A 12,224-nucleotide genomic window follows, 5' to 3' on the forward strand; every position below is an offset into this window, starting at 1 on the left:
GCCGCGGCCGCGGGCTCCCCTCGCGACGCGCGGCCGGCGGTGGCCAGGCAAGGACGGGAAGGCGGTGAGCAGGAAGAAAGGATGAACGTCCTTCCTGCTTTACCGCTCTCCTGGGAGGCTCTCTCCGGAGGAACGTCACCAGGACCGGCGCCTCCCGGGGAGGCGCCGGGGTGCGGCCCGCTCAGCCCCCGAGGGTCGCGCCGTTCGAGGCGATGACCTCTCGATACCAGTGCGCCGAGTCCTTGAGCACGCGCTTGCCCGTCGGGTAGTCGACGAAGACGAGGCCGAAGCGGTGCTTGTAGCCGTGGGCCCACTCGAAGTTGTCCAGGATCGACCAGTGAAAGTAGCCGTTCACGACGGCGCCCTCGGCGATGGCCCGGCGGAGCTCGATCAGGTGGCGCGCCATGAAGTCGATGCGCTGGGGGTCGTGCACCTTCCCGTCGAGCGAGATCCAGTCCCGGGTGGACAGCCCATTTTCGGTGATCACGATGGGGCGCTTGTAGCGCTCGTAAAAGAACCTCGGCCCCCAGTAGAGGCACTCGGGGGTGACGGACCACTCGAAGGCCGTGATCGGGTGTCCCACCGGGTGCGGGACGACCTCGGCGCCGCCGTTCGCCCCGGCGCGCACCGGGACTCCCCAGTAGACGTTCACGCCGCAGAACTCGACCGGCTGCGCGATGATCTCCATGTCGCCGCCCCGGATCTCGGGCAGCTCGCTCGCGAACAGGCGGAGCCCGTCCTCGGGGTACCTGCCGAAGAACACGGGATCCATCCACCACGTGTTGGTCCACGTGGTGCGGGCGCTGACCGACCACGTCGCCGCGCGCGCGGCCTCCAGATCCTCGAGTGACGCGCTGGCGGGGTATTTCACCTGCGCGACCGGCGCATAATAGACGTTGCACTTCCCCGGGCTCGCCGCGCGGATGGCCTGCACCGACTTGCCGTGCGCGAGCAGGACGTGGTGGCACACGCGCAGGACCTCGGCGAAGCGCAGCCGGTCCCCGGGCGCGTGGCGCCCCTCGTAGTGACCGGCGCCGGCGAACACCTGCGGTTCGTTGAGCGTCATCCAGTCCTTCACCCGATCGCCGAGCTTCTTGACCACGACGCCCGTGTACTCGGCGAACCAGTCGGCGCTGTCGCGGTTCAGCCAGCCGCCCTTGTGGTAGAGCGCGAGCGGGAAGTCCCAGTGGAACAGCGTGACGTGGGGCGCGACCCCCGCCTCGAGCAGCGCGTCCACCAGCCGATCGTAGAACGCGAGGCCGCGCTCGTTGACGGCGCCCGTGCCCTCCGGCAAGACGCGCGGCCACGAGATGCTGAGTCGGTAAGCGCGGAGGCCGATATCGCGCATGAGGGCCACGTCCTCCCGGTACCGGTGGTAGTGGTCGCACGCGACATCGCCGGTCTGGCCGTTCCAGATCGCGTCCGGCTTCTTGCAGAACATGTCCCACACGGACGGCCCCTTGCCGTCCTCGTCCGCGGCGCCCTCGATCTGGTACGACGCCGCCGCGGCGCCCCACAGGAACCCTTCCGGAAAGCCCTTTTCGCTCGGTGCCTCTTCGCTTGGTGATCGCGTCATGGTGGCCGCACCATACCAAACGCGGCCGAGCGCCGCACCGCGACGTCAACCAGCCTCGCGCGCCTCGTAGCCCTCCTCGCGCACGGCCGCCACGAGCGCTTCGGCCGTCGCGCTCCCCTCGACGATCGCCTCTCCGCGCTCGAGGCTCACCTCGCACACCCGCGTGACGCCGGGGACCTTCGCGAGCGCCTTCGAGACCGCCCGAACGCAGTGGCCGCAGGACATTCCTTCGATAGCGAGTCTGCGCACCTCCCCCCTATGCCCCCACCAGGCACCAGCGTCAACGAAGCCGCGCAGCGTCAAGCAACCGCGCAGCGTCAAGCGGCCGCGCAGCGTCGAGCGGCCTTGCGGCGTCGAGCGACCTTGCAGCCCCGAGCGGCCCCGCTGCGTCGAGCGACCGCGCCGCGTCACCGCGGGCACTCCGGGCACGCCGGCCCGCCGCAGTCGACGCCGAGCTCGCCGCCGTTCCGCACGCCGTCGATGCACGTCGGCTCCTCGCACACGCTCGCCCAGCAGACGCCGGTCTCGCAGTCCGCGCCCGTCGCGCAGCCCCCGCCCGGCGGACAGGGCGCCCACGGACCGCCGCAGTCGACGCCGGTCTCGGAGCCGTTCCGCACGCCGTCCGAGCTCGACGGCCTCTGGCACGTCTTCGGGTCCCCGAGGCACACCCCGGAGATGCAGTCCTGCGGGACGGAGCAGCGCGACCCGTCCTCGCACGGCCGCCTGCAGATGCCGCCGCAGTCCACGTCGGCCTCGTCCGGGTCGCGCCGCAGGTTGATGCAGTGGCTCGGCGCGCAGAAGCCCCCGCCGTGCTGCGCGCCCACGGTCGGGACGCAGATGCGCCGGCTCCCGCACTGGTCGTCCTCGACGATGCAGTCGAACGGCTGCGCCTCGTAGCAGATCTGGTCGACCGAGTAGAGATCCATGAGGCTGATCCCGTTGTCGAAAGGCACGTTGACAGGCCTGTTCTCCGCCGAGCAGACATCGGAGGTGCACAGGTTGCCGTCGTTGTAGAAGTCGGCCGGATCCGGCTTGGAGACGACCTTTCCCTCGTGCGTGCACTCCAGCTGAGCGCAGTCGCCGCGCACCTGGGAGGGCAGCGGGCCCGGGTAGATCTCCAGCTGGCACACCCGGTCCACGCACCGCCCGGCGCCGCAGCGCGGGTCCGGCGGCCCGGCGCACTTCGCGTCGTTGTCGCACGCCGTCCCGGCCGTCCCCGGCGCGCAGCTGAACCAGCCCTCCTGGCACTCGCTGCACGGCCTGCAGGCGAGAAAGCAATCGGGCGCCGTGTCCTCGGGCGCGCAGCACAGCGTGTGCCCCTCCTGGACGCACGTGCACTCGTTGTCCGTGCACTCCGTGCCGGGCGCGTACTGGGTGTCCGACTCACAATCGGCCGTCGATTCGCAGCGCCCTCCCATCTGGCTCATTCGCTCGCAGGAAGAAACCGCCACGAAGATGAGAAATATGGAGCTGACAACGGAATGCTTAAGGAACCTGATCATGCGTCCAGTCCTCCGGCACGAGGCCATGGCGCCGACACCCCGGCGGCCCCAATCCGCCGTGATGTCGCTTCCAACTCGCGACGATCCTACTCGGACCCGGCACAGGTCTGCCAGTCCTGACGACAGTTTTCGACACGTTCGATCAACCCGGCATCGAGACGCCGGCGCCGGCGCCGGCGCCGACGCCAACGTGATTACGGGCGTGCGTCTCGTCCCATTTCGGATTCGGCTGCTCGCGGCGGCGCTCCGCGGCTCCGCGCTTGCGCCGCCCGCGCCGGAGTGGTTCGCTGCTGCGCGTGACCGCGCGCGAGCACACGGCGCTTGTCGGCCACGGCGGTGTGCACATCGTCGAGGGCGCCGGGGCGACGCGCCGCCACGCGCTCCACCTCGTCAAGCTGATGGTGCCCGTCGACGGTCCGCTCGAGGTCGACGTCGGGGGCGGGCGGCCGTTCGGGGTGCGCGCGCCCGTGCTCACCGGCGCCGGGGTCGCCCATTCCGTCGGCGCGCCGGGCGCGACGGTCACGGTGTTCCTGCCGCCCGACGGGCTCGGCGCCGGCGCGCAGGCGGCCGCCCGAGGGCGGGCGCTGATCCTCGAGGGGGCGCAGGCCGATCGGGTGCGCGCGGCGGCGCGCGACGTGCTCCGCGGACGGCTCGACCACGCGGCGGCGCGCGAGCTCATGCGCGCGTGCGCCCGGGCGTTCGCGCCGGGCGGCCCGCCGTGCGACCGCCGCGTGCTGCGCGCCATGCATCGCCTCGCGGAGCAGGCGCCGGCCCGCCCCACGCTGGGCCCGCTCGCCGCGGCCGAGGGGCTCTCGCGCTCGCGGCTCTCGCACCTGTTTCACGACGCCTTCGGCCACCCGCTGCGCGACTACGTGACCTTCCTGCGCGTCATGTCCGCCGTCCGGGCGCTCGTCGACGGCGCCGCGCCGGCCCGGGCGGCGCTCGCCGGCGGCTTCCACGACCAGGCGCACCTGGCGCGCGCCGTCGCGGCCACGCTGGGCCGCACGCCGGGCTCCGTGGCGCGCAGCCACTTCGTACAAGCGCCGGCCTCGGCCGGGCCCATCGTGGTCCTCTGAACCCTCAAGGAGGACCCATGCCCCCTCGCGCTGTCGGCGCGGCCCGCGTCGCCCTCGGTCTCATCGTCCTGCTCGGCGGCATCAACGGATTCGTGCGCGTCGTGCCGGTCCCCGAGCCGCTCCACCCGTTCGTCCAGCTGCTGCTCGACAGCGGCTACGTCTATGCCGTGAAGGCCGTGGAGATCACCGCCGCGGTCCTGCTCCTGCTCGACCGCCGCCGCCCCCTCGCGCTCGCGCTGCTCTGGCCGGTCGTGGTGAACATCGCGCTGTTCCACCTGCTGCTCGACCCCCGCGCCGGCATCAACGCCGTCATCCTGCTCGGCCTGCTCGGCGCGCTCACGTGGCACGATCGACACGCCTTCGCGCCGCTCTTCGCCGAGCGCCGCCCCGGATCGGCGCCCCCCGCGGGCAGCCCGGCCCGCGTGGAGCGCGCCTCGCCCGCGTAGCGACGCCACGTGTGGGGGAGACGAATGAAGAGGATTGGAACCACAGAGAGCACAGAGGAAGAGAGATAGAGAGAGCTGGGGAGCAGAAAATATTATCTCTCCTTTTCTCTCCCTCTGTGTCCTCCGCGCCTCTCTGGCTCCAGCTCTCTTCCCCCCGTGGAGCCCCGGCGCTACGGCGCGCTGTCCTGGAGCACGCCGTCGGGCACGAGGCGGAGCGAGCGCACCGCGCCCTCGCGCGCGAGCAGGACGGCGCCGAGCAGGCCGGCCTCGCTGCCGAGCGGAGAGGCGACCACCGGCACCGCGCCCGCGCGGACGGCGTGGCGCGGCAGCTCCTCGCGCACGCCTTCGAGCAGGATGTCGGGCGCGGCGAGCAGCTCGCCGCCCAGCACGACGAGCTGCGGGTTGAGCAGGTTCAGCAAGACCCCGATGCCGCGCGCGAGCCGCACGCCCGCCTCGTGGAAGATCGCGCGGGCGCTCTCGTCGCCGGCGAGCGCCGCGCCCGCGACGGCGCCGACCGCGTGCGGCCGGGGGAGCGCGGCCAGCTCGGGAGAGCGCGCCGACGCGACCTCGGCGGCGCGCCGGAGCGCCATGACCGAGGCGAACGTCTCCAGACAGCCCCGGCGACCGCAGCCGCAAGGCGGGCCGTCGTCAGCGACGCGGCAGTGGCCGATCTCACCGCTGTACCCCTGCATCCCGAAGAACAGGCGCCCGTCGACGACGAGGCCCGCGCCCACGCCGAGCCCGACGTAGATCCACACGTACGACACCTGTCCTCGCGCGGCGCCGAGCTCCCCCTCCGCCACCGCCGCCGCCTGAGGCAGGTTGTACACGGGCACCTGCATGCGCAGCGCGCGGCTGAGCTCCGCGCGCAGCGGGAACCGCTCCCAGCCCAGGTTGGGCGCGAGCACGCACACCCCGCTCGGCCGCTCGATGAGCCCAGGCACGATGGCGCAGGCGCCGCGCAGCCGCTTCCGCGGCACCCCGCTCAGCTGCAGCACCTTCGGCAGCAGCTCGGCCACGTCGCGGACCGTCCGCTGCGGATCGCGGAGGACGGTCGGCTGGTCGAGGCGCGCCCGCAGCCGCCCGCGCGCGTCGGCCACGGCGACGGTCGTCTGCTCGACGCCGATCTCGATGCCCAGGTACGCCGCGCTGTCATCGTTGAACTCGAGGAGCCGCGCCGGCCGCCCGCCGCGCGACTCGGTCCCGACATCGCGGACGCTGCCGTTCTCGAGCAGCTCCTCGATGATGGCCGAGACCGTCGGCTTGGTCAGGCCGCTCAACCGCGCGAGGTTCGTGCGGGAAATCGGCCCGTGTTCCTGCACGAGATCGAGGACGAGGGAGCGGTTCAGCTCCCGAGGGGTGCGGTTGCTAGCCGTCTTGTCGTTCGCACGGGCCATTCGAGCAGACCGAGACTTAGCCGTTCTCGCGCAGTGAAAGCAAGGGGCGTCACCACCGCGCCGCCACGAAGCGCGCGCGGCGCGCCGCCGCCGGGCAACCCGCGCGCTGACCGCACCTGGCCTCCCCTCGCGCCCCGCGTCCCTCTCCTCCCCTGCCCTCCCCCTCTCCTCCCGCTCACTTCCCTTGGTTTCCTCCCTCGCTCGCCGCGCGCCACTGCGCTCCACACCCCGGGGCGCCGGCGGATCGCCGGAGCCGTTATGTCATCATCACACTTGCTGAGATCGGGCATGCGTCGCGGGTGCCCCCTCCAGGTCTTCCGCGTAGCAAACTGCCCCGCAGCGCGGGATGCGATCGTACGATGAGCGCCCCCTGTGTGGCGTAACGCCTCATCCCCGCGTGTGAGGTGGGAACAGGGGGTGCGCGCGGTCTTCTCGCCGTCCGCCCCGCCCGGCCCTCCCCGGACCCGACGACCGCCGCGCTCCGCCGTGCCGTGACGCCGCAGAAATCGGCGGCGAGCGGACTCATCTCTTCTCGCGGGGAACGCTGATTGCAAACGGCCCACGCGGGAGGCGAGCAGACGTTGAGTCGATGAGAGCTGACGACGTGGATGAGTGAGGGAGAGCGATCGTCAAGGCGCTGGCGTGCGGACATACAGACGCACTACCGCCCCAGGTCGGGCGAGGACTCGACGGCATGGAGGATAGGGCGACATCGCGGCGAGGCGCGTCGCGCATGGGGGCCGTCGCGCGAGGCGGCTCGGCGCGCTTTTTCAGGGGCGATTGACGGGTCCTCGATGGGGTCCTGGCGACCGCCTGCCTGAGAGGGCAGCCGAGGCGGCTCGCCCGGCGGCTGCGCTGGCGCTGCCGCTCGCGCGCGATTCGCATTTCCGAGGAGACGCCCGGAGCGCTGGGCGTGTCTCTTCACGAGGAGTGTGCACGATCATGAAGATGGTAGATGTTCTGGGAGCTGTTCTCGCTGTAACGCTCGCTGGCTGCATGGCATCATCCGACGGTGCCGAGGGCGCGGATCTAGAGGAGACCGGGACAGCGGAGGGCGCGCTCAGGCTGAGCGACGTGGCGGTCGTCCCCGTGTATTTCGATCACGAGAACCGTTTCACGGTCGACCGGGAGCGGTCGGTCTACGCGCACTTCACGAGCCATCCGGGCAGGACGCTCACGCTCGAGCTGCAGCCGATCGCCGGGGGCCGGAGCGCCGCGGTCGACTTCAGGCTCCACGAGGTCACGAGCGAAGGGAGGCTGAGGCACATCCGGCGGCTCAGGGACGGCCGGGGGCAGGCCCTCGCGACGTGGGAGAGCCGGGGCACCGGGTCGTACGTCGTGCAGGTCCTCGCGCCGCGGGCGCCCGTCGAGGTGGAGCTCCGGCTCTCCTGCGGCGCCGACGTCTGCTCGCCCGTCGCGCAGCCGGGCGAGATGTGCGCCGGCATCGCGGGCATCCGCTGCGCGGAGGGACTGTATTGCGACTTCGCCCCCGAGGCGAACTGCGGCGCTTACGACCGCAGCGGCACGTGCGAGTTCGTGCCCGAGGTGTGCAGGCAGGATTACGACCCGGTCTGCGGCTGCGACGGCCTGACGTACGGCAACGACTGTGTCGCGGCGACGGCCGGCGTCTCGGTGAGGAGCCTCGGGGAGTGCGGCCCCACGGTGGTGGGTCTCGGCGAGAGCTGCGGCGGCTTCACCCTCGGCGGGCTGCGCGTCTGCGGGGACGGCCTCTACTGCAAGTACGCGCCCGACGCGATCTGCGGGCGCGCCGACGCGGCCGGCACCTGCGCGGAGAAGCCGGAGGTCTGCACGAAGGAGCTCGCGCCCGTGTGCGGCTGCGACGGCCAGACGTACTCCAATGCGTGCGTCGCCGCCGCGAGCGGCATTTCCGTCGACGCGCGGGGCGCGTGCGACAGCCCGCCCGTCGAGTGATCGCCCCCGGCGCCTCGCCCCTGCCCGCCCCGGCGGCGCCGCGGGCCCCCTGACGCCGCCCCGCGACGGCGCGGCCAAGCGGCACGCGCCCGCGCCGCCCGGGGCCGCGCTCCAGGCAATCTGAATTTTTCCAGCCCCATTTCTATCTGCCTGTCCGATCGGCGCGTCGTCGCCTCGTTCGGCGGGGGCATGTGTTCCTTGGCGCTCGCGCGCGCGGCATGCGCGGCGTAGATTGGGTACAGCGCTCGACGTCCATTTCCTGGCTCTCTGGGGGCGCGAAGCGCAGGAGAACGACATGCTCGTATCGCCGCTTCCCGTCGATGTCCGCCATGAGTCCGAGCGAGGCAGCATCGAGATCTCGTATCCGGGGCGCCATCTCATCTACTACCGTCTCGCGGGGCACATCGACGCATCGCTCGTCCCCGGCCTCGTCAAGCCCACGTTGCACGCCATGGCGCTCCACGGGCACATCGACGAGTTCATCGATTGCACGCGGATGACCGGCTACGATTCGATCGTCCGTGTCCGCATGGTCGAGTACCTCCGCGCCGCGCGCGAGAGCGGCTCGGTGCTCCAGCACGTGCTCGTCGGCACCAAGATCGTGACCCTGGGCGTCTGGCTCGCGAAGCTCGCCGCCGGCGGCATCGACATCTACCACGATCGCGCCGCGTTCGAGGCCGCGCTGGGCCGCGCGCTCTACCCGAGCTGACGCCGCGCGAGCCGCCGCAAACCTCTCCCCCGCCCCAACCGTAGCCGCGGGAGAGGGGGGCCGGGCCAGCCCGGTGCGACCTAGGGCTGTCCCCCCGCGCTCCCCTCGCCGTGCCGGTGCGCCCGCGCGCGCCGTTCCCGGTTCCTCGCCACCCGCGCCGCCCGGCTCGCCACGAGCTCCGGCGACGGCTTGCGCCCACGGAGCGGCAGCTGCTCGGCGTGGTGCTCGTCGAACGACCCCGGCTCGCTGCCCAGCTCGAAGATCGCGACCTCGCGCTGGCCGCGCTCGCCGAGCCGCAGCGGCATCACCGCCGCGCCGATCCCCGCCCCCACGTAGACCGCCCCCTGGCCGGGCTCGCCCCGCTTGCGCGTCCCGTAGAGCCCGTGGATGTACCGGTGCCCCGCGATCTTGCCGATCGAGAGCTCGTTCAGGCGCGCGACCGTCACCTGGCCCGCGTGCGTGTGGCCGGAGAGCACGAGCGGGATGCCGTGGCGCCAGAGGCCGTCCGCCTCCTCGGCGATGTGCGAGAGCCCCAGGGTCGGCAGATCGCGCCGCATCCCCTTCACCGCCTTCTCGCGCGACGCGTGGCCGGTATAGGCGTCGTCGAGCCCCACCACCTGGAGCCGCTCGTGGCCCAGCGTGATCACCGTGCTCGCGTTGCAGAGCACCGCGGCGCCGCCCCGCTCGAGCGCGCGCTTCACCGCGTCCGCGCCCGACCAGTGATCGTGATTCCCCAGCACGGCGATGACCGGCGCCTCGAAGCCGCGCACCACCTCTTCCAGCTGATCGAGGTAGAGCTGGCTGTGACACACGAAGTCGCCCGTGAGCACGACGAGATCGGGCCGCTGCAGGTTCGTCAGCGCCACGGCCGCGCGCTGCACCCGCACCGACGTCACCCGGCCGACGTGCTGGTCGGTCAGGTGAGCAATGCGAAGCGACGACACCTGCTCGAGGTAAGCCGCCGGCCCGGCGAAGCGCCGGAGGCGAATCCCCATGGTCGTGTCCGCTCCCTCGGAGCCCGGCCCCCCACCCGAGGCGCCAGCGCCTCGCCGGAAGAGCCCCCGCCACCGCTCCCTCGCAGGTACTGCACCGCTCACGGCCGCCGAGTGTACGGGTGAGGTCGAGTGGCCGCCACCTTTTCTTTCGTCGAAGACGCCTTGATGCCGGGGAGCGCAGCAATCTGACGAGCGCGCGCTACAGCGCCCGGCAGCGCTGATCTTGGAAAACTCCGCGCCCGTGCGACTCGGCATCCCTCATCGGGCCTGAGCCCGGCGAATCAGGTCGCGATCGATGGAAGCCAGGGTGGGACAGCCGGCGAGCGCCATGGCCATCGACAGCTCATCGCGCAAGCCCCCGAGCACGCGCGCGACCCCCTCGCCGCCGAGCGCGGCGAGTCCCCACAGGACTGGCCGCCCGACCAGCACCGCGCGGGCGCCGAGCGCGATCGCCTTGAGCACGTCCGTACCCCACCGGACACCGCCGTCCATCAGCACCAGGCACCGCCCGGCGACCGCGTCGGCGACGGCCGGGAGCACCTCGATCGTCGCGGGGGCGCCGTCGAGCTGCCGCGCGCCGTGGTTGGAGACGACGACGCCGGCCGCGCCGGCCCCGAGGGCGCGGACCGCGTCGTCGGGCCGGACAATGCCCTTGAGCAGGATGGGGAGCTTCGTGATCGAGCCGAGCCACTCGACATCGCGCCACGTGAGCGAGGCGTCGTGTCGCGAGGCGACGTAGGCCGCGAGCAGGGAGCCCCGCTCCGAGGCGGGGGCCGCCGCGGCGACGTCGAGGAGGTTCGCCATCACGAGCCCCTCGGGGAGCGCGAAGCCGTTGCGCACGTCCGCGATCCGCCGGCCGAGGAGCGGCGTGTCGACGGTGAGCATCAGCGCCCGGTAGCCCGCGGACTCGGCCCGCTCAACGAGCGCGCGCGTGAGGCCTCGGTCCTTGTGGACGTAGAGCTGGAACCACTTCGGCCCCGGCGAGGCCTCGGCGACGGTCTCGAGGCTCGTCGTCGAGAGGGTGGAGAGCGTGAAGATGGTGCCGAGCTCGGAGGCCGCCCGCGAAGAGGCGATCTCGCCGTCGGGGTGCGCGAGGCGCTGATAGGCGGTCGGCGCGACGAGGATGGGGAACGGGACGGTGGTGCCGAGCAGGGTCACGCTCATGTCCCGCTCGGCCACGTCGACGAGAACGCGATAGTGAATCTGGAGACGCCGGAACGCGTTGCGGTTCTCCCGGAGCGTCCTGCCCTCGTCGGCGCCGGATCGGTAGTAGTCATAGGCCATCTTGGACAGGCGGGCGCGCGCTGCGCGCTCGAAGTCGTCGACGGTGAGCAGCGACGGGGCGGGGCGAGGCTCTTGCACGGCGTTCTCCTGAAAAGCGCGGCGACGCATCCTGGCCGCGGGCGGCGGCCACCTTACCAGGAGCGACGCTCAAGCACGAACAGGCGAACGCGCTGCGCGACGCGATCCACGCCGCGCTGCACGCGGGGCGCGTCCACCACGGGGCCTCCGGGCGGCCGCCCTCGAGCGGCGGCCCGGCGGCGCGATCGGTCAGTTGCAGGCGGGGAACTGAGCGCTCGCGGGCTGTTCCCCGCCCTTGAGCTCGAGCATCGCTTCCACGGTGGAGCCGTTGATGTCGGTGGCGCGGACATGGTACGGCGCATTCCCCATGTCCCCGTCGCCGACGACGAAATAGTTGTACGACTGCCGCGTGGCCGTCTGCCACGTGCCGTTGATCTCCACCTCGACCTTCTCGATCGGGTGCGCGTGCCCCTCGACGAGGATCTCGTTCCAGTACTTGTTGGTCGCGTCCTTGAGGCGGAAGGTGACGGGGGTCGTCGTCGGGCACGGGATGTACCGCCAGGAGATCTTCCCCGCCGCGCCGCCGTTGGTGGTCCCGAGGTACCCCTCGCGCTCTTCGCCGATCTTGAGAAAGGCGTTCTTGCTGAGATCGATGTGGCCCCTCACGCACTTCGGGTTCGTGGCGATCGGACACTGGTCCACGACCATGGCCTGCACCTTGCGGCCGTCGTCGCGGGAGACCTCCACGCACGCGCCGCACATCCCCGCGCTGTTGTAATCCTCGGTGTTCATGGCGGCGAAGTACTGGCCTCCGCCGAACGGCACGTGCGCGACGACGTCCGGGTTCCGCCCCGTGATCTGGTAGCTGCAGTTCACCTCGGTCGAGCCCATGTCGAGCGTGTAGAAGGTGATGGATCCGTTCGCGTGCTCCGCGGGATAGTCGCAGCTCACCGACGCGCCGCCCGCGCCCGTGGTGGCGGTGGTGGTGGCGGCGGTCGTGTTGCTGGGATCGCCGCTGCTCGTCGAGGTGGCGCCGGTCGTCGTGGAGCTGCCCGGGCCAGCGCCGGCGCCCGTCGTCGCGCCGCTCGCGCCCCCCGAGCCGGCCGCGCCCGCGCCGCCCTCCCCGCCGGTGGCGCTCGCGGTCGAGGTGCTCTCCGTACCGCCAGCGTCGCCATTCCCGTCGTCGCCGCAGCCCGCAACGCCGAGCGCGATCAGCGACAAGAGCGGCCATAAAATGCCCGTGGGCACGTAATCCAGCTTCATCTAGGCTCCTTAAGGTTTATGATAGG

Annotated in this window: 11 protein-coding genes; 4 read left to right on the forward strand and 7 right to left on the reverse strand. The window is 72.0% G+C overall.

The annotated features are described in order from the left end of the window. Window positions 1-181: 181 nt before the first annotated feature. The 3 genes from WMF33_RS42645 to WMF33_RS42655 form a co-directional block, all read right to left on the reverse strand. Window positions 182-1,576, reverse strand: a complete 1,395-nt coding sequence (locus WMF33_RS42645) for a GH1 family beta-glucosidase (RefSeq protein ID WP_437333957.1) — start codon at window positions 1,574-1,576, stop codon at window positions 182-184. A 45-nt stretch (window positions 1,577-1,621) separates the two neighbouring features. After that, the gene (locus tag WMF33_RS42650) at window positions 1,622-1,801 is read right to left on the reverse strand and encodes a heavy-metal-associated domain-containing protein (RefSeq protein WP_020740710.1); all 180 of its coding nucleotides are present in this window, start codon (window positions 1,799-1,801) and stop codon (window positions 1,622-1,624) included. A 182-nt stretch (window positions 1,802-1,983) separates the two neighbouring features. Continuing rightward, entirely contained in the window at window positions 1,984-3,003 is a 1,020-nt protein-coding gene (locus tag WMF33_RS42655) for a hypothetical protein (RefSeq protein WP_437333958.1), read from the reverse strand. A gap of 371 nt (window positions 3,004-3,374) precedes the next feature. Between WMF33_RS42655 and WMF33_RS42660 the strand changes: the two genes are divergently transcribed. Continuing rightward, a complete protein-coding gene (locus tag WMF33_RS42660; RefSeq protein WP_437333959.1) occupies window positions 3,375-4,154 on the forward strand; it encodes a helix-turn-helix domain-containing protein in 780 nt (259 codons plus the stop codon). A gap of 17 nt (window positions 4,155-4,171) precedes the next feature. After that, complete coding sequence (locus tag WMF33_RS42665; protein ID WP_061627192.1) at window positions 4,172-4,600, forward strand: hypothetical protein; 429 nt, start codon at window positions 4,172-4,174, stop codon at window positions 4,598-4,600. Window positions 4,601-4,770: 170 nt separating this feature from the next. Here the strand turns inward: WMF33_RS42665 and WMF33_RS42670 are convergent, their stop codons facing one another. Continuing rightward, on the reverse strand, window positions 4,771-5,997 hold the full coding sequence (locus tag WMF33_RS42670) for an ROK family protein (RefSeq protein WP_437333960.1): 1,227 nt from the start codon (window positions 5,995-5,997) through the stop codon (window positions 4,771-4,773). Between the two features lie 996 nt (window positions 5,998-6,993). On the opposite strand from WMF33_RS42670, the gene WMF33_RS42675 reads away from it, so the two are divergent. Then, window positions 6,994-7,929 (forward strand): Kazal-type serine protease inhibitor family protein, encoded by a 936-nt coding sequence (locus WMF33_RS42675; RefSeq protein ID WP_437333961.1) that lies wholly within the window; start codon window positions 6,994-6,996, stop codon window positions 7,927-7,929. A gap of 295 nt (window positions 7,930-8,224) precedes the next feature. Then, complete coding sequence (locus WMF33_RS42680; protein ID WP_437333962.1) at window positions 8,225-8,638, forward strand: hypothetical protein; 414 nt, start codon at window positions 8,225-8,227, stop codon at window positions 8,636-8,638. An 80-nt stretch (window positions 8,639-8,718) separates the two neighbouring features. On the opposite strand, the gene WMF33_RS42685 is transcribed toward WMF33_RS42680, so the two are convergent. From WMF33_RS42685 to WMF33_RS42695, 3 genes are all read right to left on the reverse strand, one after another. Beyond that, window positions 8,719-9,633, reverse strand: a complete 915-nt coding sequence (locus tag WMF33_RS42685; RefSeq protein ID WP_061627196.1) for a metallophosphoesterase — start codon at window positions 9,631-9,633, stop codon at window positions 8,719-8,721. 258 nt (window positions 9,634-9,891) lie between these two features. Further along, window positions 9,892-10,995: an alpha-hydroxy acid oxidase gene (locus WMF33_RS42690; protein ID WP_437333963.1), complete on the reverse strand. Its 1,104-nt coding sequence runs from the start codon at window positions 10,993-10,995 to the stop codon at window positions 9,892-9,894. A gap of 189 nt (window positions 10,996-11,184) precedes the next feature. Further along, entirely contained in the window at window positions 11,185-12,198 is a 1,014-nt protein-coding gene (locus tag WMF33_RS42695; RefSeq protein WP_437333964.1) for an expansin EXLX1 family cellulose-binding protein, read from the reverse strand. Window positions 12,199-12,224: the final 26 nt, after the last annotated feature.

It is taken from the genome of Sorangium sp. So ce394, assembly GCF_051474665.1.
Taxonomy (GTDB): domain Bacteria; phylum Myxococcota_A; class Polyangia; order Polyangiales; family Polyangiaceae; genus Sorangium; species Sorangium cellulosum_D.

Bases quoted from the DNA above. Each gene is read 5' to 3' on its own strand.
- WMF33_RS42665 (WP_061627192.1), top strand. From the start codon at position 4,172: ATGCCCCCTCGCGCTGTCGGCGCGGCCCGCGTCGCCCTCGGTCTCATC.
- WMF33_RS42670 (WP_437333960.1), bottom strand. From the start codon at position 5,997: ATGGCCCGTGCGAACGACAAGACGGCTAGCAACCGCACCCCTCGGGAG.
- WMF33_RS42680 (WP_437333962.1), top strand. From the start codon at position 8,225: ATGCTCGTATCGCCGCTTCCCGTCGATGTCCGCCATGAGTCCGAGCGA.
- WMF33_RS42650 (WP_020740710.1), bottom strand. From the start codon at position 1,801: ATGTCCTGCGGCCACTGCGTTCGGGCGGTCTCGAAGGCGCTCGCGAAG.
- WMF33_RS42695 (WP_437333964.1), bottom strand. From the start codon at position 12,198: ATGAAGCTGGATTACGTGCCCACGGGCATTTTATGGCCGCTCTTGTCG.
- WMF33_RS42645 (WP_437333957.1), bottom strand. From the start codon at position 1,576: ATGACGCGATCACCAAGCGAAGAGGCACCGAGCGAAAAGGGCTTTCCG.
- WMF33_RS42685 (WP_061627196.1), bottom strand. From the start codon at position 9,633: ATGGGGATTCGCCTCCGGCGCTTCGCCGGGCCGGCGGCTTACCTCGAG.
- WMF33_RS42655 (WP_437333958.1), bottom strand. From the start codon at position 3,003: ATGAGCCAGATGGGAGGGCGCTGCGAATCGACGGCCGATTGTGAGTCG.
- WMF33_RS42675 (WP_437333961.1), top strand. From the start codon at position 6,994: ATGGCATCATCCGACGGTGCCGAGGGCGCGGATCTAGAGGAGACCGGG.